A 23232-nucleotide genomic window follows, 5' to 3' on the forward strand; every position below is an offset into this window, starting at 1 on the left:
TAATAGTCTACCAGGAGGGGATTTTTCTATGGCCAAAAAAGGACAAACATTTACTTCGTATACTGAGGAATTAAAGCGTGAAGTAGTTCGTTTGAAATTGGAGGAGGGCTGGTCCTACAGTCAGCTTCGTGAACGCTTTGGAATTAAAAGTGATGCCCAAATAGCGAATTGGGTAAAAAAAGTAAATAATAATGAATCCTTCGAAGATCAACGTGGACTTTGGAACAAAAAGAATTTTAACAGCTTAGAAGAAGAGAATGCATATTTGAAAGCGCAGGTCGAATACCTAAAAAAGCGCAATCCAAATCTACACGGGAAGGAGTGGTCTTGAAATCCGAAAGGTTTCAAATTATTGATGAAATAAGAAGAAAGTATCCACTTGCGTGGCTATTTAAGATTGGGGAAGTATCTAAAGCTGGATATTATAAATGGCGTGGAACCCGTTCAACGCGTACTTTACGTATGGAAGAAGATATTTTACTTAAAGAACATATATTAGCCATTCATAAACTACACCCTTACTTTGGATATAAGCGAGTGACGCGGGCTTTATCTAGAGAAGGAATTGTAATAAATCATAAGCGCGTTCGACGTTTAATGCGGGAATTAGGCATAAAATCAGTTATTCGGAAGAAAAGACCTTTCTATGGGCATAGAGGTTCAATTGTATTTCCAAATGTATTGAACAGGGAATTTTCAGCCGAGAATCGGTTTGAAAAACTCGTAACAGATATAACATACGTACGAATTGGAGAGGATTTCGCATATCTTTCTGCAGTTTTGGATTTATATAATAATGAGATTGTAGCTTGGAAATTATCTAAAAGAAATGACCTTGAATTAGTGTTAAATACATTAAAGCAATTAGAAGGCAAACCATTAAAAGAACAAGCACTAATACATTCCGATCAAGGATTTCAATACACAACTAAAGTGTATGAAAATCACCTAAAGAAGTTGAATATTCAAGGAAGTCATTCCAGAAGAGGAAATTGTCATGATAATGCATGTATTGAGTGTTTTTTCTCCCATTTAAAAACAGAGAAGTTATATTTAGTGCGTCCTAAAACGATTGAGCAAGCTTACTTAGCGATTGAGGAATATATTAATTTTTACAATAATGAACGATTCCAAGAAAAGTTTAACGGCCTTTCCCCAATTGAATATCGTGAAAAGGCCGCAGCTTAGTATACTCTTTTTTCATTGTCTACTTGACAGGGTTATGTGCATGCGGTTCTCTTTTTTTTGCTGCAGCATTCCATTATTTCCTTACTAGTTAGAAAATAATGGCTATGGTATATTAGTTCTATACATAAGAGTTTCCGAGGAGGAAATGGGATGATTGAAAATAATAAGGCTGTCGTTTTCAGGGCAGGAAATGAGGAATATGCTACACCGGTTCCTTTTGTAATATCCATTGAAAAAATGGAAGGCATTACACCGATTCCTCATTTGCCAAGCTTTGTGAGAGGAATTGCAAAAGTAAGGGGAGAGCTTATTCCTGTTGTAGATTTTGAAGAAATTCTCTACAGCCGGAAACTTGCTGATAGTGACTCCGCAAGAATGATCGTGCTGCAGACAGACGAATTATCATTTGCCGTCCTTGTAAATGAAGCAAAGGAAATACTTGATATTCCAGAAGGATGCCTTAAACAGCCAGGTTTGATTGCCTATCAAAAAACCAATTATTTTACAGGTGTGGCTAATATCGATAATAGGCTGATTACCTTAATCGACCCTTTAAAACTGGTGGAATCACTCGACGGAATAAGAGAAATAAAAGAGTATATGAAAACACAGCATACTGCATAGCGGACGAATTATAGAACAGGGAATCAGAGAGAGATTCCCTGTTTTCGCTTTTTCAAAAAGTCTCTGATTAATAGAAAAGAAAAATATTTGCTAAAATAGAACTGAACTATTTTAACAGGGAAGTGCCGGCATGAAACAAATGTATCCAAAAAACGGGAGAGTAATCCTTCATGTTGATATGAATAGTTTTTATGCTTCGGTTGAGATGGCTTATGATCCCTCATTAAAAGGCAAGCCTTTAGCAATCGCAGGTAATCCGGAGGAGAGACGCGGCATTATTGTAACATGCAGCTATGAGGCAAGGACATTCGGAGTGAAAACCACCATGCCTCTATGGGAGGCTAAAAAGCTCTGTCCCCATCTGATTATCATGAAGCCTAATTTTGAGAGATATCGTGCTGCTTCGATGGGAATGTTTGATATATTGCGCGAATATTCCTCCCTCGTGGAACCTGTATCCATTGATGAAGGGTATGTGGACATCACAGACAGCTATGAGTTTGGGAGCCCGATAGAAATTGCAGAAACGATACAAAAGCAGGTTTTTCAGCAGCTTGATTTACCCTGCAGCATAGGTGTTGCCCCTAATAAATTTTTAGCCAAGATGGCTTCTGACATGAAAAAGCCAATGGGGATTACAGTTCTCAGAAAAAGAGATGTACCGAATATCCTATGGCCAATGGAAGTGGAAGAGATGCACGGAGTCGGCCGAAAAACCGGAGAAAAACTGAGAAACCTAAACATCACCACAATCGGCGAATTGGCAAAGGCGGATGAAATTATTCTCAAAGCGGCACTGGGCATTAATGGCCCGAGATTGAAACAAAAGGCCAATGGCCAAGATCATAGAAAAGTTGATCCGGAATCGGCATCTGAATTTAAAAGTGTGGGAAATTCGACTACCCTGCCAAGGGATGTTTCAAATCAAAGAGAGCTCTTCCGGGTATTCGAAAAGCTGGCTGCACAGGTTTCTTCCAGGTTGAAAAGAAAAAAGGTAATGGCGGTTTCTCTTGGGATTACTATCAGATATAAGGACCGAAAAACCATTACAAGAAGCCGCAAACTGAAGAATCCGATTCAGCATCATGAAGAAATTTACCATCTAGCCAAAGAGCTTTTTATAAAACATTGGAATGGGAATGCTGTGAGGCTGCTTGGCATTACAGGAACTGATCTTGTAGAACCTGAACAGGCAGTTAAACAGCTGGATCTGTTCAATTTTGAAAAAGATGCGAGGAAGGAGCCGCTTTTTCAGACAATGGATCTATTGCGCAAGAAATACGGCACTAAAATTATTGATCATGCAGGTGCACTCTCGGACATGAACTTAACTAGACCCCAAATTGGGACTGACACCAGCTTTAATAAAGACTTTTTGCATGGAAAGTCAGGAACAAGCGATAAAAATGAAAAAGATGATAATTCATGAGTTTTTAAGGCAGCTATATGCAAAACTAAGACAGGAAAGTTGAATCAGGATAGGAATCTTGCTAAAGTAAAGTGGATTATTTTATTGGATTTTGTTTTTACGCATAAAGGGTGGAAGGGATGTAATAGAAGATGACGAAATCACAATTTGGTGTAATCGGCTTAGCGGTCATGGGGAAAAATCTTGCCATGAATATTGAGAGCAGAGGGTACTCTGTATCTGTTTTTAACAGGTCACGCGAAAAAACGGATGAGATGCTCAAGGAAGTGGAAGGAAGAAACTTTAAAGGTACATACACAATTGAAGAGTTTGTGGATTCTCTGGAAAAACCCCGTAAAATCATGCTTATGGTAAAAGCAGGGGGTCCGACAGATGCGACAATTGATCAGTTAAAGCCTTTGCTGGATAAAGGGGATATTTTGATTGATGGAGGCAATACCTTCTTTGTGGATACACAGCGCCGCAATAAGGAATTAAGTGAGCTGGGCATCCATTTCATCGGTACAGGTGTTTCCGGCGGAGAAGAAGGCGCTCTGAAGGGACCTTCCATTATGCCAGGCGGCCAAAAAGAAGCCTACGAGCTTGTTGCCCCAATTTTCCAAGACATTGCAGCAAAGGTTAATGGCGATGCATGCACCACATACATCGGTCCGGATGGGGCAGGGCATTATGTGAAAATGGTGCATAACGGCATCGAATACGGCGATATGCAGCTGATATCCGAATCTTATTTTCTTTTGAAAAACGTTCTTGGCTTGACTGCTGAAGAGCTTCATGAAGTATTCGCTGAATGGAATAAAGGCGAGCTTGACAGCTATCTGATTGAAATTACGGCTGATATCTTCACGAAAAAAGATGAGGAAACCGGAAAGCCTCTGGTAGATGTCATCCTCGACACCGCAGGCCAAAAGGGAACCGGCAAATGGACAAGCCAAAGTGCGCTTGACCTGGGGGTACCGCTTCCAATCATTACTGAATCCGTTTTTGCCCGATTCATTTCTGCCATGAAAGAAGAACGGGTGAATGCAAGCAAAGTTCTTCGAGGGCCAGCTGCGCCAGACTTTACAGGCGATAAAGAAGCATTTATCGAGAGTGTCCGAAAAGCCCTTTACATGAGTAAAATCTGCTCATACGCACAAGGCTTTGCTCAAATGAGAGCAGCTTCTGAAGAATATGGATGGGATCTGAAATACGGGGATATTGCAATGATCTTCCGCGGCGGCTGTATTATCCGTGCCCAATTCCTGCAGAAAATCAAAGAAGCATATGACCGTGAGCCGGGCTTGAAGAATCTTCTTCTGGATCCATACTTCAAGGAAATCGTGGAAAGCTATCAGGATGCTGCCCGTGAAATTATCAGCGTGGCTGTTAAGAACGGTATTCCTGTTCCATGTTTTGCAGCTGCATTGTCTTATTATGATAGCTACCGAACTGAAACATTGCCTGCAAATCTTCTTCAGGCACAGCGTGACTACTTTGGTGCACATACCTATCAGCGTACAGACAAAGAAGGCATTTTTCATACAAACTGGATGGAATAATAAAATAAAAACAGCGTCCGTGCGGCGCTGTTTTTTATTGGCTATCTTTGCAAAGCTTGCAGCTATTTATAGTTGATTGCAGCGGGTGTGCGGGATCCTCTTAAATGCATGTGCAATTTTTCGTGTGGTTTTCTAATCAAGCAAAGCCTTTTTCAATGCCTGCAGGAGCAAGGAGACAGGTGAGACCCCGAAGACATAAAGCGTCTTTTCGTAAAATAAAAACCCCTGCAGCAAAACAGGGGTTTTTCGTAATGATTAACACTGTTCAACATCAAGGTCAGTTACAGGCCACCAGGAGAAACCATCTTTTTCCAGTAGTTGATCTGCTTCTTTTGGACCCATAGAACCGGATTCGTAGTTAGGGAAGCCTTCTTCTCTTGTGTTTTCCCATACGTCGGAAATTTTGTCGACAAAGCTCCAGGAAAGGGCCACTTCATCCCAGTGTGTAAAGTTTGTTGCGTCTCCGCGCATGCAATCATATAAAAGCCTTTCATAAGCTTCAGGTGTATTCATGTCATCGATGCCTTTGTTGGCAAAATTTAATTTTACCGGTGTGGCTTCAATGTTTTGGCCTGATTTTTGGGCATTCAAATAAAGGGTAATGCCTTCTTCAGGCTGAATATGGATAACGAGAAGGTTCGGATTCAGTGTTTGCTCAGTCTGATAATATAAGTTCATCGGAATGTCCTTAAACTGAATAACTATTTTCGTTGATTTAGCAGCCATTCTTTTACCTGTACGAATGTAGATAGGCACACCTGCCCAGCGGAAGTTGTCAATCATCAGCTTGCCTGCTACATACGTTTCGGTGTTAGACTGCTCATCCACCATGGGCTCCTGATTATAAGCTGGTACCTCCTGTCCATTTAAAAGGCCTTTTCCGTACTGGCCGCGGACAAAGTAATCTTTCACCTGGTCACTTTCAATCGGCCGCATCGCTCTCAATACCTTTACTTTCTCAGATCTGATTTCATCTGTTGTCAGGCGGATTGGCGGTTCCATTGCCAACAAGGCAACCATTTGAAGCATATGGTTTTGAACCATGTCTCGAAGGGCGCCGCTTTTTTCATAATATCGGCCGCGTTCTTCCACACCCAGTACTTCGCTTGATGTAACCTGGATATTTGAAATGTAGCGATTGTTCCATAAAGGTTCGAAAATAGCATTGGCAAAACGGATAACTTCAATGTTCTGCACCATATCTTTCCCCAGATAGTGGTCAATACGGTAAATTTCATTTTCTGAAAAGGCTTTTCGAATTTGCTTGTTAAGCTGCTTCGCTGATTCAAGATCATGCCCAAATGGCTTTTCAATGACAAGACGCTTAAACCCATCTACATCTGTCAGGCCATCTGCTTTTAAGTGCTCTGCAATAGTTCCAAAAAACTCAGGTGCCATAGCAAGGTAAAAAATGCGGTTGCCTTCAAGGGAATAATGAGTATCCAAATCTTCGGCCATGCTCTTTAATGCCAAATAGGAGCTTGAATCCGTCACATCATGCGAATGATAGTAAAAGTGAGAAATAAATTCTTCAAGTTCTCCGTTATCTTTAATAGCAGACTCAACAGAGGCCTTGACACTTGCCTGGAATTCATCGTTTGATAGCGGCCTTCTGGCAATTCCTACTACGGCGAAGCGGTCAGACAGCCTTCCCTTTTTGTATAAGCGGTAGAGTGAGGGAAATAATTTTCTCTTGGCCAAATCCCCTGTTGCTCCAAATATCATTATTAATCCGGCCGGTTTTTCGTTTGTTTTCACGATTCTAGAACCTCTTTTCGAAAAAATTTCTGTATGTAAGGCGGGACAGACTTTTGTCCGTCCTCAGCTTTGAGAATGAAGCTGTTATATTGCACTGCAAAAAAACGTCTGTACAAGTATAAAATTGTATCTGTTTACAGGTATTTTCGCAAATATTAAGTTTGTCCTTTTTACCATAGTTTCTATCTAACGGCCTGGAACTATCCTTTCAAATATAATAAAAAGGCTCTTTTCGTATAAATTGTTGTTTTCGTCTATCAATGTTGTCCGTTGATTGCAGCGAAGGGAAGCTCAAACTTTCCGCGGGGCTGGCTCGCGGTGGAGCCTATTCGACGCTGTGTGTCTGCAGGGCATTAGATACAAAAGCAGCTACCAAGCGAAAACAGCAAAAAAATTGAATGAATTCGAAGGCTGCTATGGTATATTTGTTTATATTCGTACAAGACCAGACAGGCAAAGTGATAAATTGCCGAAAGGAGGCACTTTACATATGGACATTTTTTTTCTGGGAACAGGAGCAGGAATTCCGGCTAAGCTGAGGAATGTATCTTCAATGGCTTTAAAGCTCCTTGATGAAAGAGGAAGTATATGGCTTTTTGACTGTGGGGAAGCTACCCAGCATCAAATTTTACATACAAGCATAAAACCGAGAAGAATTGAAAAAATCTTTATTACACATCTTCATGGTGACCATATATATGGGCTGCCCGGCCTTCTTTCCAGCCGCTCTTTCCAGGGTGGTGATACAGAGGTGACCTTATATGGGCCAAAGGGCCTGAAAAAATTTATTGAAGTCTCGCTTTCTGTAAGCGGCACATACCTTAAGTATCCTTTAAAAATAGCTGAAATCACTGAGGGCATTGTACTAGATGAAAAAGATTTTATGGTGGAAGCACACATGCTCGAGCACGGAATATCCTCATACGGCTACCGGATTACAGAAAAGGACCGTCCGGGTACATTGCTTGCGGACAAACTTGCAGAAGCGGGAATCAAACCGGGTCCGATATATAAGAAAATAAAGAATGGGGAAGACATAGAGCTTGAGGATGGAAGGATTCTCGAAGCGAAAAATTTCCTGGGGCCGGCTCAAAAGGGAAGAATTGTCACGGTGCTGGGAGATACCAGAATCTGTGATGCGGCAATAGAATTAGCAGCCGGCGCTGACCTGTTAATTCATGAGGCAACCTTCTCAGCGGGGGAAGAGCAGCTTGCATATGATTATTTTCATTCGACAACCCTGCAGGCTGCTCAAGTTGCACTCAAGGCGAATGCAAAGACACTTTGTCTGAATCATATCAGTTCACGATATGAACGGAAGGATTGGGAGCAGCTTTTGAAAGAATCACAGACCATTTTTCCCAATACGGTCATTGCTGAGGACTTTAAAGAAATTCATATCCCTCTTGATAAAGGAGAGGCGGATTAATTGAAAACCTTTTATATCGTGCGTCATGCAAAAGCCGAGGGCCAGCCCTTCTCTGCAAGATTGACAGAAACGGGGAGGATACAGGCATTAAAATTAATTGATTTTTTTATAGGCAAGGAAATCAATCGCATCTACTCAAGCCCATTTGTGCGGGCGATTGAAACAATCAGGCCGCTTGCACAGTCGAGAAATTTGGATATTATTGAGGAAAGCCGTTTGGGAGAAAGGATGCTGAGCTCTATTCTTTTTGACGATTGGCAGGAAAAGCTTAAACAAAGCTTTTCCGATTTTGAGCTCGTTTTTGAAGGGGGAGAATCACATTCAGCAGGAATGAAACGGGCTTCCTCCCTGCTGGATGAATTAATCGCCTCCAATGAGAATCACATCGTACTGGTCAGCCATGGTAATTTATCAACTCTGCTGCTGCGCTATTTCGATGAAAGGGCAGGCTTTGAGCATCTCATGAAGATGAGTAACCCGGATGTTTTTGAGATTAAAATAAATGGTGATGATGCAGTCTGGAAGCGGATTTGGAATGAAAAGTAAGGCTAGGAAAAATTGAATTTTTCAGATTTGGCATTGACGGTTCTCTGCATGCATACTATAATCACACTTATACTTAAAACATTATAGTAAAAAAGCTATGAAGAGACTCTATTAAGTTTTATCTCCCTGTTTATAGAGAGCCGGTGGATGGTGAAAACTGGCACAAAGATAAAATGAATTTCATCTTGGAGCTTATCTTTTCTGCATTTAGCAGAAAAGACGGTAAATCCGTTATATTTTCGAGTGGAAAGTCACATGCTTTCAAAAAGGGTGGTACCGCGTGAATCTGAATTCACGTCCCTTTTGAAGAATGTGGCTTTTTTGTTTTTTAAATAGAAATCCGGCCGGTTTCTATAAAGTGAAACTTCAACCAGTGAGGGTTTTTTTTCCTGCACTGATTGTTAGTTGAGTCCCACAGGAAGCGGGTCACAAAGACGTTGCTACAGGATGTGGCGTTCTTAGTTTTTGTTCTTCTTTCGGGCCTTTACGGGCAGTTTGACCCTAGTTTACCCTCTATTGATTCATTTGAGTTTTGAAGTGGGGGGTCCTGCTGCCCGTTCGTTAGACTGCGATAAAAAATTATGGAGGTACAGGCATGCAGCAAAGTGAGCAATGGTCATCTAAGATAGGATTTATTTTAGCATCGGCCGGTTCGGCAATCGGACTTGGAGCAATCTGGAAGCTTCCCTATGTGACAGGAACAAGCGGAGGCGGCGCATTTATATTATTATTTTTGTTATTTTCCCTTTTAATTGGTTTTCCGCTTTTGCTGGCCGAGTTTGTAATTGGCCGCAGCACGGGGAAGGAGGCAATCTCTGCTTACAAGGATATTGCTCCTGGAACTAAATGGCACTGGATTGGCTACCTTGGCGTATTCACGTGTTTTCTGCTTTTATCCTTCTATAGTGTAATAGGCGGATGGATTCTGAAGTACATTGTTTACGGGGTTACCGGCTCGATGAATGGTGCAGGCAATTATGAGGAGCTGTTTGGCGCAGCCGTTTCAGACTCTGTATCAGTTGTGGCTGCACAAGGGATCTTTTTATTCATAACTGTCTTAGTGGTAGCCAAAGGCATTCAGCAGGGGATCGAACAGGTCAGCAAGATAATGATGCCTGCTTTGTTTCTTTTATTTATTATTTTGATTGCACGATCCCTGACATTGGATAATGCGATGGAGGGCGTCTCTTTCTTTTTAAAGCCTGATTTTACAAATTTAACTTCTGAAACTGTTCTTTATGCGATGGGCCAATCGTTTTTCTCCCTAAGTGTCGGGGTATCGGTTATGGTAACGTATAGCTCTTATCTATCTAAAAAGGAAAACCTGATGCAGCCTGCTTTTTCTGTTGTCGGAATGAACTTATTTATTTCAGTTCTGGCTGGACTGGCTATCTTCCCTGCTGTGTTTTCATTGGGCTTTGAGCCTGCTGCAGGTCCTGGCTTATTATTCATTGTCCTGCCATCTGTTTTTGATCAGATTATGTTTGGGAGGGTGTTCCTGCTCTTTTTCCTTGCACTGTTTTTATTTGCAACCTTAACATCCGCTTTTTCAATGCTTGAAATTGTAGTGGCTGCTCTGACGAATAAGAAGGGCAGCGGCAGAACCCGTGCAGCCTGGCTGACAGGTCTGGCAATCTTTATCGTGGGGGTCCCATCTGCATTATCCTTCAGCATCTTATCCGATATTTCCATTTTCGGCAAAATAATTTTTGATGCTGCTGATTTCCTTGTCAGCAACATCCTGATGCCGGTCGGAGCTTTGCTGATCTCCATATTTGTGTCATACAAAATGAAGAAGGACCTGCTGAGAAGTGAGTTGATTCAAGGTTCGAAGCCGCTGAATGGAATCTTTTCCGCGTGGTATTTCCTTCTGCGCTATGTGGTTCCTCTGGTTATTATCATTGTATTCCTTGATTCGCTGCAGATTATATAATAAAAGAGGGATGGCAGGTGCCATCCCTCTTTTTTATTTTACAGCCATCCCCGTTCATATTGCTTAGGAGGTTCAATTGATGTGCCAAGTTCTTTTGCTGCTGTCCGAGGCCAATAGGGATCTCTCAGCAATTCTCGGGCAATAAAGATTAAATCAGCCCGCTCGTTTTGGAGGATTTCTTCAGCCTGCAGGCCGGATGTAATCAGCCCGACTGCACCAGTATGGATATCCGCCCCTTTTTTTATGGTTTCAGAGAATTTGACCTGGTAGCCCGGGTAAGTATGTATTCTTGCCGGCACTACCGCTCCGGAGCTTACGTCAATAAGATCTACTCCCTGCTCCTTCATCCATGTTCCCATCTCTGCATAATCCTCTGCAGTTAACCCTTCATCATGATAATCATGTGCTGAAACTCTGACAAATAAAGGTCCATCCCAAATAGTTTTCACTGCTTCAATGACCTCACGGAGGATGCGGTATCGGTTTTCTGCTGATCCCCCATACTCATCATTTCGTTTATTGCTTAGCGGCGATAGAAACTCATTGATCAGATATCCGTGTGCAGCATGAATTTCTATTACTTCAAAGCCGGCTTTTTTGGCTCTTTCCGCCCCTTTTTTGAAAGCCTGCACAGTTTCTGCAACTTCTTCTTTGGTCATTTCCTTTGGTGTTTTCATCTTTTCATTAAATGCAATAGCTGATGGGGCGATAATTTCTCCCTCGACAGTTGCCTTTCTGCCGGCATGTGCAAGCTGTATTCCAGGTGAAGATCCATGTTCTTTCATTAGCCCGGTTAATTCCTTCAGGCCTGCGATGTGGTCATCACTCCATATTCCCAGATCCTGAGGAGATATACGGCCCTGTGGCGTTACGGCAGTTGCCTCCAGGATGATTAATCCCACCTGCCCGACTGCACGGCTCGTATAATGAGTCCGGTGCCAGTTTTCAACCATTCCGTCTTCATTATGACTGGAGTACATGCACATCGGTGCCATAACAATTCTGTTTTTAAAGGTGACGCCTTTAATTGTTAAAGGTGAAAAAAGTTTTGTTTCCATAATTTCTGCCTCCCTTATTTCGCTATCCTAAATATTAAGTATATCAGGCAGTTTCATAAATGGAAAAGAACATGCACTTACGAAGGTGTGCGCTGTCAGCGTTTATTCCTCAATTCGCTTAACTTATATAATGTACCTCTCCAGACTATGCCTCCCCGTACAAAGGTTAGAATGCTGGCACGGATGATGGAATAAATAAACAGGAGAGCAGTAATTGGAAATACCGTAAACAGAAGCGGAGTAAATTTGGTCATTCTTTTTGTGATGATGGTATAAACACCTGCTAAAAAAATGATGTTTGCAAGGCTTAAACTGAAAATAATTATGTCAGTTGAAAAAATGGTGAGAAAGGGAAGCACCTGGGAACTGAATGTGCCGGCAATTGCAAATAGCACCATGCTAATGCGATAATGAAGTCCAGCAAAAGTATTCTTCTCCAAGCCTTTGAAGGCTTCTGGCAAGCTTTCATACCATTCAACTTCAATCAGCTCCATCGCCGTTGCCAATCTCTGCCTGAGGCCATTTTGTTTCATTTTCATTCCTAGCATTAAATCATCATCAGGACGCATTTTTATTGCCTTATGTGTCCCGATTGCTTCATAGGACCTTCTGGACACCAAGTTAAACGCCCCAATGCCAATTCCGATCTTAGAACGCTGATTGTTCGCCAGCCAGGGGCGTTTATAATAGGAGAAGCCGAAAAGGAAAAAAGCAATAAACGTGCTGAGCCAGAAACTCCTGCCCGTCAAGCTTGGTGCCGCTGTTAAATGGTCAAGTTCATTCTTGCTGAAATAATGAACTGCCTTGCTGAAGGCATCCTGTTTAAATACCACATCGGCATCTGTAAACAAAATTAACTCCCCTGATGATTCCATATAACCTTTATAAAGGGCGTGGTTTTTTCCCAGCCATCCGCTCGGGAGAGTATCGATATGAATAGACTTAACCCTTGAGTCACTCTGCTGGATATGGTCCATGATGTCACCTGTGCTGTCGGCTGAACGGTCATTGACTAAAATCCATTCCATGCGTTTGTAGTTCTGCCGCAGCTGGGATTTTATACTCTCCGCGAGCTTGGCTTCTTCATTTCTTGCCGCTGTAATAACGGAAAGAAGAGGGCCTTCAGTCATTGCATCGCTATCTTCAAGGCGATCCATGCTTTTTAGTCCAAGGACAGCATCAATGAGTACTGCAATCCATACCAGAAGGCTTGCGCTTAATAGAATAATGAGCATTTGCAGATTTCGCATCCTTTTTTCATAGTTTGAATTAGTGGCACGTTTTTTAGGGCAGGTGCAGTCAGTTACATTTTGACGGTACTGCTGAAGCTTTGGCCAAGCCGCCTGGATTGGGCTGTCGCTTCCTTGATGCATTCAATGAAAGCTTCCTGCACACCATTCGCTTCAAGCACTTTTACGCCTGCTTCAGTGGTGCCGCCTGGGCTTGTTACTTCCTTTCTAAGCTGCTGAGGGTCCTTGGCTGATCTGGCCAGCATTTCCGCAGCCCCGATGAGTGTCTGGATAATGAATTCCTTCGCCATACCCTTTTCGAGCCCGATTTCTTCTGCGCTTTTTTCCATCGCTTCCGCAAGATAGTAAATATAAGCCGGTCCGCTGCCTGACAGGCCTGTTACAGCATCGAGCTGTCTCTCCTCAACAAATGCTGATTTTCCCACTGTATCAAAAATTTCTCTTACTTCTTTCATCTGTTCTTTGGTTACTCTTTCATTAGCCGATAAGGCGCTTGCTGATTTTCCGACTGCTGCTGATGTATTCGGCATGGCTCTCACGACAGGCAGCTTTTTTTCTGCCAATCGTTCAATGCTTTCGATCGAAACGCCGGCGAGAACGGAAATGACCAGCATGTCATCATGTAAATAAGGCTTTATAAGATTGATGGCCCCCTGAGCATCTTTTGGCTTCATCGCTAAAATAACAGCGTCGGCCCCGCTTAACAGCTCACTGAGATTGTAAGTGGCCTGAACGCCATAGGCTTTTTGCAAGGCTTGCAGCTTTTCTTCGCTGCATCGGTTCGTCACCCAAATATCGCTTCCGGCAATGAGCCGGCTTTTTACGATTCCTGAGATTAACGCTTCTGCCATTGATCCTGCTCCCACAACAGCTAATTTTTTCATATGCTGATATTCCTCCTTATTGTTGCTCCATTTGCCGGCTGTCAAAATAAAAAAGCCTTTCCATCCAGTAAAGGACGAAAAGACTTTGCTTCCGCGGTACCACCTTCATTGCCTTTCCTTCTTCGTGCAGCATGCCTGCTGTGTTTTGAAAAGGCATCTCAATCCCGATAACGCCGGGGGTGCGTTTAGGTTTTCCTAACAGCTCATAAGGGAGGTTCAATGGTCAAGTGGACGGTGAAGCCTTTCAGCCGTTTGAGCTTCACTCTCTTTCGCCGTTTTCCATCTACTAATCTTATTCATCGCTATGTTTCTGCCGTACAGAAGTACAGCTTTGAGTTATGAAAATCAAATTTTAATTGTGATTATGCAAGAAGACATGCTTATTTGTCAAGTGCTATTTTTTGAAAAATTATTAATATTGCAAAAAGAGTTATGTGAAAATAATGACAATTATTAAAAAGAACGGTACACTTATTTTTATATATGTAAATTTCTACATTATGTTTTTGTATTCCGTTAATATGTGTGTCAGGCAAACGCTGATATTTTAAGGGATAACAGAACAGCATAATTAAAGGAAGCAAGTGTTGGATGTCTGCGGAATTAAATAGAAAAACAGCTTTATTTTATTTAAATATAGTGATTTTAGGGGGATTGTAAAATGGCAAAATGGAAGGATGGAATTGCAAAGCTTGTTATCCCGACACCATTTCCTGTCGGCGACGTTAATGTATATGCAGTAAAAGGGGAAAAGCTGACTCTTGTCGATGCCGGCCCTAAAACAGATGAAGCATGGGAAGCTTTAAAATCCCAGCTTAAAGAGCTGAATTTAACACCCGGGGACTTTGAACAGGTTGTTCTCACACATCATCATCCCGATCATGCCGGGCTGCTTGACTTTTTTTCGGACAATCTTGAGGTGTTCGGGCACCAGGTTAACCAGAGGTGGCTGTCCCGTACTGACGAGTTTCTAAAATTTCATGATGAATTTTACATAAAACTATTTAACGAATTTGGTATACCTGAAAGGTATGCTTCCTTTATAAACAAAATGAAAAAGACTTTGCGCTATTCCTGCAATCGTACCCTGACAGCCGAGCTGAAGGAAGGCTGCCAGCCTGAAGGGCTTAATGATTGGACGGTAATCGAGACCCCTGGGCATGCACAGAGTCATATAGGTTTGTTCAGGGAGAAAGATGGTGTATTCCTTGGAGGAGACCATTTGCTTGCACACATTTCACCTAATCCTATCCTGGAGCCGCCGCTTCCAGGCCATGCGGAAAGGCCGAAGCCGCAGCTTCAGTATAACGAGTCTTTGAAAAAGCTGCGGCAGCTGCCGATATCCCTTTTTTACTCCGGGCATGGAGAGGATATTGAAGATGTGAACGGGTTAATAAACGAAAGGCTGGGCCGCCAGCATGAGCGGGCAATGAAAGTAAAGACATGGCTCGAGTTCGAATCGCTCACTGTTTTTGAGGTATGCCGCCGCCTTTTTCCGAAAGTTTATGAGAAGGAGCTTTCCCTGACCATTTCCGAAACAATCGCACAGCTTGACTATTTGCATTCAATAGGGGAGATTTATATAAATAAAGAGGAGGAAGCCTTCTTGTATTCCGCATCAAAAGAGGTGGTTTGATTGTCAGACAGATTAAAAAATAAAAATGTGATTATCACAGGGGCATCAGGCGGGATCGGTGCGCAAATGGCCGTCCTTTGTGCCGAAAGAGGAGCAAACCTTGTCCTTCTTGCCCGCAGCATTGGCAAATTGCAGGAGCTGCAGGCTGATTTGCGTAAGCGTTTTTCAGTCGATGTACATGTGCATAAGCTTGACGTTTCGGACAGTGACGAAGTTTCGGCAGTTTTTTCCGAGATTATTGCCCGTTTTGATCATATAGACGTTCTTGTGAATAACGCAGGCTTCGGTGTTTTCCGGGAGGCGCATGAAGTCAAAGTTGAAGAAATAAAGGGGATGTTTGATGTAAACGTTGTTGGCTTAATGGCCTGCACGGGCATGATTCTGCCATTGATGAGGAAACAGAGGAGCGGGCATATTATTAATATCGCTTCACAGGCAGGCAAAATGGCCACACCGAAATCGAGTGTCTATTCCGCAACTAAACATGCTGTTCTTGGCTATACAAACAGCCTTCGGATGGAGCTTGCTGACAGCAATGTGTTTGTGACTGCCGTTAATCCCGGCCCGATTGAAACCAATTTTTTTACTATTGCAGATGAAAAGGGAACATACGTGAAAAATGTCAGCAAATATATGCTTAAACCCGAATATGTGGCCCTCAGGGTAGTCAATGCTATGCTCCGTCCTGTCAGGGAAATTAACCTTCCGCGGTGGATGAATGCGGGAAGCATCATCTTTGCCCTTTTTCCGGGACTGTTCGAAAAAATTGGAAAACGCGCATTTAATCAAAAATAAAAAGCTGCAGCCAAAGGCTGCAGCTTTTTTGTTTTTGGCCGGCGAGGCGTCTGTTCTGGGAAGAAAGAACCGCTTTTAAGAAAAACCGCGTAAAATTTCCATTGAAACCGAACGCATATTCGCTTAATATAATGGGTATACATATATAGAACAGATGTTCCTGTTATATATAAATTTTATTATCGGGTTCAGGGGGCTATGCAGCATAGAAGCTGATAAGCAGCGCCTACGCTTTTTGAAGGAGGATGTCGAAGTCATGGTTGATTACAGCTCAATGCCGAACAATCAAATTTTGTGTGTTGATATGAAGAGCTTTTATGCAAGCTGTTCTGCTGTCATGCTCGGTCTGGATCCTCTTGACTGCTATCTTGTAATTGCAGGGAATGTGGAACGGAAGGGAAGCGTTGTTCTGGCGGCCTCTCCGCGAATGAAAAAAGAGTTTGGAATAAAGACAGGGTCCCGTCTTTTTGAGGTCCCAAATGATCCGCGCATTAGAGTTGAGGAGCCGAAAATGGCGACTTATTTAAGAATCTCCACTGAAATCACCAGGGTGTTTAATCGTTATGTCCCCAAGGAAGCCATCCATACGTATAGTGTCGATGAAAGCTTTATAAAAGTAGACGGCGCAGTGCACCTCTGGGGTGATGCCCAGACGATTGCCTGGAAAATAAAAGATGATATTGAACGGGAATTTCAGCTCCCCTGCGCCATAGGAATAGGTCCTAATTTGCTAATGTCAAAGCTCTGCCTGGACCTTGAGGCAAAAAAAAAGGGAGTTGCACAATGGACGTATGGAGATGTAAAAACAAAGCTGTGGAATGTCTCCCCTTTACGGGAAATGTGGGGCATCGGCCGCCGCGTTGAAAAGACATTGAATGGAATGGGAATTTTTACAGTCGGCCAGCTTGCCCGCTATGACCTGGCTAAGCTGGAGAAGAAGTTTGGGATTATGGGCAATCAGCTCTATCACCATGCATGGGGTATTGATTTGTCGGAAATAGGCGCGCCGATCATGGCAGGACAGATCAGCTTTGGGAAAAGCCAGATTTTACTGAGGGATTACAAAGAGAAAAAGGAAATTAAGCATGTGGTCCTTGAGATGTGTGAAGAAGTGGCAAGAAGGGCCCGCAGCCACCGGAAAGCCGGCAGAACTATCAGCTTTGGCCTTGGCTACAGCCAGGATGAATTCGGAGGGGGCTTTTACCGCTCAAGGACAGTTGACCAGCCAACCAATATTACGATGGATCTTTATCGGGTCTGCCTCGAACTTTTTGACGAGAATTATGAGGGGAAAACAGTGCGGCAGATTTCCATTTCCCTCGGCAATATTACGGATGACTGCGAAATGCAGCTGAGTCTGTTCGACTTGGATGGCTGGAAAAAAAGAGAGCTCGGCTATACTGTCGACCGGATCCGCTCCAAGTTTGGAGGAGGAGCTCTGCTGAGAGCCGTCTCTTATACAGGTGCAGGAACCGCCAGGCACCGTGCGACATTGGTCGGCGGCCATAAAATGTAAAAGGGGGTCAGCTTATGATTCGCGATAGGGGCAGAATAAAATGGACTTCCATGATGCTGCCGGAACATGTAAAGCTCTTAAGAGACTGGGCAAAGGAAGATATGTACGAGCAAAAGCGGGAATTAGATGAGCAGAAGCTTGAACACATGAATGAAATTCTTTCGGAGGCCATGGAATTTCAAAAAAGTGTAACCATTACACATTACAGGGGCAGAAATTATGAACTGGTCATAGGGGGCATCCATTATTGGGATGAACTTGGCCAAAAGCTTCATATTATTGATCGGTTTGGGGAAATTCACCGTATTTCTATCAGCGCTATAGCGGATGCCCGTTTTACGGAAGAATAAGTTTGCTTGCCTGGATGAATTTAAGAGGGGTAGTTTTAAGGCAGGAGAAGCACCTTAACAGCAGGGAGGTGTATGAAGATGCCTAGAGGAAAAGAATTGGAACAGCTGCCAATGGCCAATATCGCACCCGGGGCCGGGGAAGACAGTACGGACAGGGACCGGGAACGGCTTCAAGGGATTATACAGGGTGAAAGTGCAACACCCGCAAGAATTAAAAATAAAAATAAAAGATAAAAAAACGGGGATGACTGTCCCCGTTTTCCACCCTTATTGCTTGTCATCCGGAGCTATCTCCGCACGGACACATGATTGGAAAGTTCCTTTATGAGTGCCATCGCAAAACGGGATTTTCAAGGATCTTCCGCAGCGGCAAAGAGAGAAGGTTTTTTTTGTTTCGAATTTATTGCCATCCATATCAATTAACTCAACATCACCTGTAACACGCAGTGATCCATTATCCATTACTTTAATCTGCGCCTTGGACATACCCCATCATCCTTTCTAAAAAACATTATTTTGGCGGCTGAATAGCAGCAGTCTCTTTCAGAAGCATGTTATACCTATCTGTGTTAAAATCAGCATATGCAAAGGGGAGGTAGTTTTACAACATGGAAATAACATTAACTGAAATAGCAGCAGAAAAAGTATCGGGACGAATTGCCGGCAAAGATGGATTTATAAAGCTTAAGTACGATATAGATGGCTGCGGCTGTGTTGTGAGCGGAGTAGCGGCACTTTGGCTTGTTGATGAGCTTGATGAGGATGACAGGGAAATCAAAACAAACATTGGCAGCATATATGTGGAAAAATCCAAGGAAGTATTTTTGGATGAACAGTTAACGATAGACTTCTCTGAGAAGGCAAACTGCTACCAGTTAAAAAGCCCGAATCAGTATCTAAACCCGAGAATGAGCTTTATTGATAAAACAAAATAAATGATTTAGCAGGCGGCCGCTGCAGGAAGGCGGTCTTTTTTTATTGGCTAAGTAGGTAAAAATACCCTTCCAAAATTCTGGAAAGTAAGGTTTTAATATACTAGTAAAGGATTACAGGCTAAGCAGCATGGCTGTTATAGGTGAAGAGATTGTTGATTGGGGAGATACGAATGAGGAACTATATGTTATATTTGCTGGTGGCAGCTTCTCTGATATTGTCAGGCTGCAGCACAGCAACAATGGGCCAGGCAATTGATGATGGAATACCATTCAATGTAAAAGAAATCTTACATAAAGAAAAAGTTAAAAATGGAGTCATTATTCTTTATTTAACAGAGCAAAATGATGGGCAAAATGAGGTCGAAGCCATGGCAGCTGCCTATTTGAAGGGCAGTGACAAAGAAGGCTGGGAGAATGAAGGCCATAATCACTGGGAGCATTATGAGAATGAATATATGACTGTTTACTCAGATGCTTTCTATGATTACGATAAGGAAGGCAATCTGGAAAACAGATTACCGATCATTTTTGGTGAAATTCAAAGCGGAGATATTAAGAAAGTAGAAGTGGCCGGCAAGGAAGAAAAATTTGAAGAAGCGGCTATAATAAAAAAAGAAAACAAACGCTATTATTTTAAAATGGGAGACTTTCATACTGCCAGAGGTCTGTCGGCTGAAGGCAAGGAAATCATAAAGAAAAAAAACTGACGCCTAACAGCACAGAAATAAAAAACAGCTGACTTTAAGCCAGCTGTTTTTTATTTTGATAAAGCTTTTTTGCTGCTGACATACTGTTCCAAAAACTCGTCAATGACTTTTTCATAATCCTCTCTGTTTTCGTTAAAGGATTGTGCATGGATCCCGTTAGCAGCAAGGTAAAGCTTTTTAGGGCCTCTTTTCTTTTCATACAAAGCTTCGGACATGGTCGGCAAAATAAAATCATCTTTTTCACTGTGAATAAACAGGATGGGCTTTCTTATATTTTCTATAACCGAAATAGGCGACACGTCCGCTATGGAATATTTCTCCCGCATCCGCAGAAATAGATCAGCAACAGGCAAAAAGAGTTTCGCGGGCAGCTTCATCTCGGTTTTTAAACGATAAGCCAGCTGCTCTTTAAAATCCGAAAAAGGGCAATCGGCAATGTAAAAGTCAGCGCCGTCTTCAAGCATCCCCGCATAAAGGAGCATGGTGGCAGCCCCCATGCTTTCACCATGAATGCCGACCTGGATATCAGGCCCTTTCTCCGCTTTAAGCCAATCGACAATAGCTTTTAGGTCAAACTTTTCATAATGGCCGTAACTTGTCGTTTTTCCCCCGGATTCTCCGTGGCGGCGATGATCATAGATTACAGCGTTAAACCCTCGTTCCAGGAAGAGGTTCATGTATTTAATGGAGTTCATTTTGTTTTCCGTAACCCCGTGCGAAATAATGATATAGCGATTGTTTTTATGTGGTTCGCAGGCTACGGCTTTTAGGTTATAGCCAAATGGCGAGGGAATAAGAACCTCTCTTTTCGGAAGGCTTTCATACTTGATTAGATCAAGTCTCCCGGACTCCTTCTCTCTTTCTAGAATAAAGTCATCTTCCTTTTTTTTCATAAACATAAGCCTATTTGTAAAATAGACGCCGAGTGATGAAAGAAAGAGAACGATGGAAAATAAATAACGCAAAAATCTTCTCAAACTCATCCCTCCATCTTTTTTCTTTATTTTACCATTGTGGATAAAATTAAAACAGAGATGTTAGCCGGGACAAAGTGAAATTTCATAAAGGACGCCCTGCACAAAAAAAGCCGCTTTGCGGCGGCTTATTGCTGTGCGTTTTGTCTTTTGGTTGGATGAATCGCTTTTTCTAATTCCTCGGCAGCAATCGTCTGATTTACAGTATCGGAATTCGGCTTTCCCTTTTGGCTGTAGCCTTTATCGCGTTTTTGGCTCATAGAAATATCCCCCTTATAATTCTGCGGCTGAACCTGAATTCGCCAGCTGCTTTCATCTAATAAGATGCGGTAAAACAGGAGGAATTATTCACTTAAGCTGTGATGCTGTTGAACTGTTTGAGTATTCAGCCTGAAATAAGTGCTTTCAATCGGCCTGGAAAGATGAGGCTGAACAATTTTTACAGCTTCCATTAATTGATCCAGGTTAACATTGGTTTCAATTCCCATCCGCTGAAGCATATAAACGACATCTTCTGTTGCAGCATTGCCTGCAGCGCCAGGGGCAAAGGGGCATCCGCCAAGCCCGCCTGCGGATGTATCAAATCGGTCGATTCCTGCCTGGAGTGCAGCAAAAATATTTGTAAGAGCCATTTTTCTTGTGTCATGGAAGTGGGCAGTCAGCAGAGTATTTGGAAACTCTTCTTTTAAACGGGAAAATAGCCGGTATGATTCATGGGGAGCAGCCATCCCAATCGTATCTGCCACACTTAATTCATCAGCCCCTGCCTCTGTAAATTGGCGGCATAGCCCAACGGTATCTTCAGGATTGATGGCCCCTTCATACGGACAATAAAAGGCAGTAGAGATGCAGGCACGGACGAAATAACCTTTATCCTTTAGTTCTCCAATAATCGGTTTTAGCTCATTCATGCTTTCCTGAGTGGTTTTATTGATGTTTTTCTTGTTGAATGTATTGCTTACACCGACGAAAACGGCAACTGCCCTGCAATCCGTCATATATACTCTGTCAATGCCTTTACGGTTCGGGGCAAGCACGAAATCCCTTGTATTTGCATCCAGGCATTCTGCCGTAATTTCAGCTGCATCCCCCATCTGCGGAACCCATTTAGGAGACACAAAAGAAGTAAGCTCCATTTCTTTTAATCCTGCATTCTTTAAACCTTTAATAAAGTCTTTCTTAACTTCAGTCGGTACAAACGACTTTTCGTTTTGCAGTCCATCCCGCGGGCCAACTTCAATAATTGTTACTTTATCTGGAAATGCAAGCGTCATGTTTTCCTCTCCCGTTTCATAATTTTAATTTTAGTAAGCGTTTTCTCGGTGACCTTAAATTTATTGTATTAGGAAAGTATTTTTGATTGCAAGAATAATAGAAATTTTGACAAAATAAAAGGAATTTTGATATCCCCGCTCGAATATAAGCAAAGAGATGTTTTGAAAGGATGAGAGAGATGGCACAAACAGAAGTCGTTATAGTCAGCGCTGTCCGGACAGCAATCGGCAGTTTCAATGGAAGTCTAAAGGATGTATCAGCACCAGAGCTAGGGGCGATTGCGATTAAACGCGCTCTTGAAAAAGCAGGTGTAACACCGGATCAAATAGATGAGGTAATCCTGGGGAATGTCCTGCAGGCTGGCCTTGGCCAAAATACAGCAAGGCAGGCAGCTCTTAAAGCGGGCCTTCCTGAAAGCGTTTCCGCAATGACGATTAATAAAGTGTGCGGCTCAGGACTGAAGGCGGTTCATTTAGCAGCACAGGCCATTTTGGCCGGCGATGCTGAAGCAGTGATTGCAGGCGGCATGGAAAATATGAGCCAGGCGCCATACATACTTAAAAATGCAAGAAACGGCTTTAAAATGGGAGACCAAAAGCTTATTGATTCGATGATTTCAGACGGTCTCTGGTGTTCTTTTAATGATTACCATATGGGAGTTACGGCTGAAAATCTTTGCTCGAAATATGAGCTGAGCAGAGAAGAACAGGACAAATTTGCCGCAGACAGCCAGGCAAAGGCGGCAAAAGCAATTGAAGAAGGAAAGTTTAAAGATGAAATCGTTCCGGTGGAAATTCCTCAGCGAAAAGGGGATCCGATCGTTTTTGATACAGACGAATATCCGAAAAAAGGGACAACTGCTGAAAAGCTCGCAGGCCTGCGTCCGGCGTTCAGAAAAGATGGCAGCGTAACAGCCGGAAATGCCTCCGGGATTAATGACGGGGCGGCTGTATTGCTGGTAATGAGCAGAAAGAGAGCGGATGAGCTGGGGCTTAAGCCATTAGTAACGATTAGAGGAAATGCAAGTGCTGGTGTAGATCCAAGCATCATGGGCATTGGCCCTGTTGCTGCCGTAAAAAAAGCACTTGAAAAGGCATCTGTTTCCATGGATGAATTGGAGCTTATTGAAGCAAACGAGGCATTTGCAGCCCAGTCGCTTGCAGTTGACAGGGAGCTTCGTTTTAACAAGGAAATCCTGAATGTTAATGGCGGAGCCATTGCACTCGGACATCCAATCGGTGCAAGCGGCGCACGAATTCTCGTCACTTTAATTCATGAGATGCAAAAACGGCAGGCAAAGAAAGGGCTTGCAACTCTTTGCATTGGCGGAGGGCAAGGAGTAGCTACAGTGGTGGAGCTTGCATAGCCGATTTTGATAAGGATTATTAACAATGAAGACTTTTT

23 protein-coding genes and 2 other annotated features are annotated in these 23232 nt (G+C 42.8%); of the genes, 15 read left to right on the forward strand and 8 right to left on the reverse strand.

The features are described from left to right. The first annotated feature begins 28 nt into the window (after window positions 1–28). The 4 genes from NSQ49_RS19450 to gndA all read left to right on the forward strand — a co-directional run bounded on the left by NSQ49_RS19450 (window position 29) and on the right by gndA (window position 4782). Window positions 29–1188, forward strand: a protein-coding gene (locus tag NSQ49_RS19450; protein WP_445662633.1) for an IS3 family transposase whose coding sequence is annotated in 2 segments (ribosomal slippage) — window positions 29–287 and window positions 287–1188 — 1161 coding nt in all. Because the reading frame shifts where the segments join, the coding sequence is not laid out codon by codon here. A 150-nt stretch (window positions 1189–1338) separates the two neighbouring features. Beyond that, window positions 1339–1812 (forward strand): chemotaxis protein CheW, encoded by a 474-nt coding sequence (locus tag NSQ49_RS19455; RefSeq protein WP_159868428.1) that lies wholly within the window; start codon window positions 1339–1341, stop codon window positions 1810–1812. 130 nt (window positions 1813–1942) lie between these two features. Further along, the gene (locus NSQ49_RS19460) at window positions 1943–3241 is read left to right on the forward strand and encodes a DNA polymerase IV (protein WP_159868431.1); all 1299 of its coding nucleotides are present in this window, start codon (window positions 1943–1945) and stop codon (window positions 3239–3241) included. Between the two features lie 131 nt (window positions 3242–3372). Beyond that, the gene (gene gndA, locus NSQ49_RS19465; RefSeq protein ID WP_159868434.1) at window positions 3373–4782 is read left to right on the forward strand and encodes an NADP-dependent phosphogluconate dehydrogenase; all 1410 of its coding nucleotides are present in this window, start codon (window positions 3373–3375) and stop codon (window positions 4780–4782) included. A gap of 255 nt (window positions 4783–5037) precedes the next feature. Here the strand turns inward: gndA and zwf are convergent, their stop codons facing one another. Next, complete coding sequence (zwf, locus tag NSQ49_RS19470) at window positions 5038–6507, reverse strand: glucose-6-phosphate dehydrogenase (RefSeq protein ID WP_251284428.1); 1470 nt, start codon at window positions 6505–6507, stop codon at window positions 5038–5040. 523 nt (window positions 6508–7030) lie between these two features. Here zwf and rnz point away from each other — a divergent pair. The 3 genes from rnz to NSQ49_RS19485 all read left to right on the forward strand — a co-directional run bounded on the left by rnz (window position 7031) and on the right by NSQ49_RS19485 (window position 10448). Continuing rightward, window positions 7031–7969 carry a ribonuclease Z gene (gene rnz / locus NSQ49_RS19475; RefSeq protein ID WP_251284424.1) on the forward strand — a complete coding sequence of 313 codons (939 nt, stop codon included), beginning with the start codon at window positions 7031–7033 and terminating at the stop codon, window positions 7967–7969. Next, window positions 7970–8515 carry a histidine phosphatase family protein gene (locus tag NSQ49_RS19480; RefSeq protein WP_159868440.1) on the forward strand — a complete coding sequence of 182 codons (546 nt, stop codon included), beginning with the start codon at window positions 7970–7972 and terminating at the stop codon, window positions 8513–8515. 88 nt (window positions 8516–8603) lie between these two features. Continuing rightward, window positions 8604–8820: a binding site (T-box leader), on the forward strand. Window positions 8821–9110: 290 nt separating this feature from the next. After that, window positions 9111–10448 carry a sodium-dependent transporter gene (locus tag NSQ49_RS19485; protein WP_159868443.1) on the forward strand — a complete coding sequence of 446 codons (1338 nt, stop codon included), beginning with the start codon at window positions 9111–9113 and terminating at the stop codon, window positions 10446–10448. A 38-nt stretch (window positions 10449–10486) separates the two neighbouring features. On the opposite strand, the gene namA is transcribed toward NSQ49_RS19485, so the two are convergent. The 3 genes from namA to proC form a co-directional block, all read right to left on the reverse strand. Continuing rightward, window positions 10487–11506: an NADPH dehydrogenase NamA gene (gene namA / locus NSQ49_RS19490; protein WP_159868446.1), complete on the reverse strand. Its 1020-nt coding sequence runs from the start codon at window positions 11504–11506 to the stop codon at window positions 10487–10489. A gap of 95 nt (window positions 11507–11601) precedes the next feature. Further along, window positions 11602–12879 (reverse strand): glycosyltransferase, encoded by a 1278-nt coding sequence (locus NSQ49_RS19495; RefSeq protein WP_251284423.1) that lies wholly within the window; start codon window positions 12877–12879, stop codon window positions 11602–11604. Then, window positions 12810–13640: a pyrroline-5-carboxylate reductase gene (gene proC / locus NSQ49_RS19500; protein WP_159868449.1), complete on the reverse strand. Its 831-nt coding sequence runs from the start codon at window positions 13638–13640 to the stop codon at window positions 12810–12812. Before proC ends, NSQ49_RS19495 begins: the two co-directional genes overlap by 70 nt. 67 nt (window positions 13641–13707) lie before the next feature. Continuing rightward, window positions 13708–13949 (reverse strand) — a binding site (T-box leader). Between the two features lie 352 nt (window positions 13950–14301). On the opposite strand from proC, the gene NSQ49_RS19510 reads away from it, so the two are divergent. The 5 genes from NSQ49_RS19510 to NSQ49_RS19530 all read left to right on the forward strand — a co-directional run bounded on the left by NSQ49_RS19510 (window position 14302) and on the right by NSQ49_RS19530 (window position 18171). Next, the gene (locus tag NSQ49_RS19510) at window positions 14302–15276 is read left to right on the forward strand and encodes an MBL fold metallo-hydrolase (protein ID WP_251284421.1); all 975 of its coding nucleotides are present in this window, start codon (window positions 14302–14304) and stop codon (window positions 15274–15276) included. Continuing rightward, window positions 15277–16071: an SDR family NAD(P)-dependent oxidoreductase gene (locus NSQ49_RS19515; protein ID WP_159868455.1), complete on the forward strand. Its 795-nt coding sequence runs from the start codon at window positions 15277–15279 to the stop codon at window positions 16069–16071. It begins immediately after the preceding gene. A 256-nt stretch (window positions 16072–16327) separates the two neighbouring features. Then, window positions 16328–17587: a Y-family DNA polymerase gene (locus tag NSQ49_RS19520; protein WP_159868458.1), complete on the forward strand. Its 1260-nt coding sequence runs from the start codon at window positions 16328–16330 to the stop codon at window positions 17585–17587. A gap of 14 nt (window positions 17588–17601) precedes the next feature. Continuing rightward, complete coding sequence (locus NSQ49_RS19525; RefSeq protein ID WP_159868461.1) at window positions 17602–17937, forward strand: YolD-like family protein; 336 nt, start codon at window positions 17602–17604, stop codon at window positions 17935–17937. Between the two features lie 72 nt (window positions 17938–18009). After that, complete coding sequence (locus NSQ49_RS19530; RefSeq protein WP_159868464.1) at window positions 18010–18171, forward strand: hypothetical protein; 162 nt, start codon at window positions 18010–18012, stop codon at window positions 18169–18171. Between the two features lie 33 nt (window positions 18172–18204). On the opposite strand, the gene NSQ49_RS19535 is transcribed toward NSQ49_RS19530, so the two are convergent. Beyond that, on the reverse strand, window positions 18205–18423 hold the full coding sequence (locus NSQ49_RS19535) for a CDGSH iron-sulfur domain-containing protein (RefSeq protein WP_159868467.1): 219 nt from the start codon (window positions 18421–18423) through the stop codon (window positions 18205–18207). A 122-nt stretch (window positions 18424–18545) separates the two neighbouring features. Here NSQ49_RS19535 and NSQ49_RS19540 point away from each other — a divergent pair, with 122 nt between their 5' ends. Beyond that, window positions 18546–18872 carry an iron-sulfur cluster biosynthesis family protein gene (locus NSQ49_RS19540; RefSeq protein ID WP_159868470.1) on the forward strand — a complete coding sequence of 109 codons (327 nt, stop codon included), beginning with the start codon at window positions 18546–18548 and terminating at the stop codon, window positions 18870–18872. 170 nt (window positions 18873–19042) lie between these two features. Further along, a complete protein-coding gene (locus tag NSQ49_RS19545; RefSeq protein ID WP_236566296.1) occupies window positions 19043–19579 on the forward strand; it encodes a hypothetical protein in 537 nt (178 codons plus the stop codon). A gap of 50 nt (window positions 19580–19629) precedes the next feature. Here the strand turns inward: NSQ49_RS19545 and NSQ49_RS19550 are convergent, their stop codons facing one another. The 3 genes from NSQ49_RS19550 to NSQ49_RS19560 form a co-directional block, all read right to left on the reverse strand. Further along, window positions 19630–20556 (reverse strand): alpha/beta hydrolase, encoded by a 927-nt coding sequence (locus NSQ49_RS19550; protein WP_159868473.1) that lies wholly within the window; start codon window positions 20554–20556, stop codon window positions 19630–19632. A gap of 125 nt (window positions 20557–20681) precedes the next feature. Then, on the reverse strand, window positions 20682–20813 hold the full coding sequence (locus NSQ49_RS19555) for a hypothetical protein (protein WP_268891681.1): 132 nt from the start codon (window positions 20811–20813) through the stop codon (window positions 20682–20684). An 84-nt stretch (window positions 20814–20897) separates the two neighbouring features. Further along, window positions 20898–21827: a hydroxymethylglutaryl-CoA lyase gene (locus NSQ49_RS19560; RefSeq protein WP_251284420.1), complete on the reverse strand. Its 930-nt coding sequence runs from the start codon at window positions 21825–21827 to the stop codon at window positions 20898–20900. Window positions 21828–22006: 179 nt separating this feature from the next. On the opposite strand from NSQ49_RS19560, the gene NSQ49_RS19565 reads away from it, so the two are divergent. After that, entirely contained in the window at window positions 22007–23194 is a 1188-nt protein-coding gene (locus tag NSQ49_RS19565; RefSeq protein WP_159868479.1) for an acetyl-CoA C-acetyltransferase, read from the forward strand. Window positions 23195–23232: the final 38 nt, after the last annotated feature.

Origin of the sequence: Cytobacillus sp. FSL R5-0377, from assembly GCF_038004385.1 — a bacterium.
Lineage (GTDB): Bacteria > Bacillota > Bacilli > Bacillales > Cytobacillaceae > Cytobacillus.

Coding starts and splice junctions, on each gene's coding strand:
- NSQ49_RS19455 (WP_159868428.1), top strand. CDS start 1,339: ATGATTGAAAATAATAAGGCTGTCGTTTTCAGGGCAGGAAATGAGGAA.
- NSQ49_RS19460 (WP_159868431.1), top strand. CDS start 1,943: ATGAAACAAATGTATCCAAAAAACGGGAGAGTAATCCTTCATGTTGAT.
- gndA (WP_159868434.1), top strand. CDS start 3,373: ATGACGAAATCACAATTTGGTGTAATCGGCTTAGCGGTCATGGGGAAA.
- zwf (WP_251284428.1), bottom strand. CDS start 6,507: ATGATATTTGGAGCAACAGGGGATTTGGCCAAGAGAAAATTATTTCCC.
- rnz (WP_251284424.1), top strand. CDS start 7,031: ATGGACATTTTTTTTCTGGGAACAGGAGCAGGAATTCCGGCTAAGCTG.
- NSQ49_RS19485 (WP_159868443.1), top strand. CDS start 9,111: ATGCAGCAAAGTGAGCAATGGTCATCTAAGATAGGATTTATTTTAGCA.
- namA (WP_159868446.1), bottom strand. CDS start 11,506: ATGGAAACAAAACTTTTTTCACCTTTAACAATTAAAGGCGTCACCTTT.
- NSQ49_RS19495 (WP_251284423.1), bottom strand. CDS start 12,879: ATGCATCAAGGAAGCGACAGCCCAATCCAGGCGGCTTGGCCAAAGCTT.
- proC (WP_159868449.1), bottom strand. CDS start 13,640: ATGAAAAAATTAGCTGTTGTGGGAGCAGGATCAATGGCAGAAGCGTTA.
- NSQ49_RS19510 (WP_251284421.1), top strand. CDS start 14,302: ATGGCAAAATGGAAGGATGGAATTGCAAAGCTTGTTATCCCGACACCA.
- NSQ49_RS19520 (WP_159868458.1), top strand. CDS start 16,328: ATGGTTGATTACAGCTCAATGCCGAACAATCAAATTTTGTGTGTTGAT.
- NSQ49_RS19525 (WP_159868461.1), top strand. CDS start 17,602: ATGATTCGCGATAGGGGCAGAATAAAATGGACTTCCATGATGCTGCCG.
- NSQ49_RS19530 (WP_159868464.1), top strand. CDS start 18,010: ATGAAGATGCCTAGAGGAAAAGAATTGGAACAGCTGCCAATGGCCAAT.
- NSQ49_RS19535 (WP_159868467.1), bottom strand. CDS start 18,423: ATGTCCAAGGCGCAGATTAAAGTAATGGATAATGGATCACTGCGTGTT.
- NSQ49_RS19540 (WP_159868470.1), top strand. CDS start 18,546: ATGGAAATAACATTAACTGAAATAGCAGCAGAAAAAGTATCGGGACGA.
- NSQ49_RS19545 (WP_236566296.1), top strand. CDS start 19,043: ATGAGGAACTATATGTTATATTTGCTGGTGGCAGCTTCTCTGATATTG.
- NSQ49_RS19555 (WP_268891681.1), bottom strand. CDS start 20,813: ATGAGCCAAAAACGCGATAAAGGCTACAGCCAAAAGGGAAAGCCGAAT.
- NSQ49_RS19560 (WP_251284420.1), bottom strand. CDS start 21,827: ATGACGCTTGCATTTCCAGATAAAGTAACAATTATTGAAGTTGGCCCG.
- NSQ49_RS19565 (WP_159868479.1), top strand. CDS start 22,007: ATGGCACAAACAGAAGTCGTTATAGTCAGCGCTGTCCGGACAGCAATC.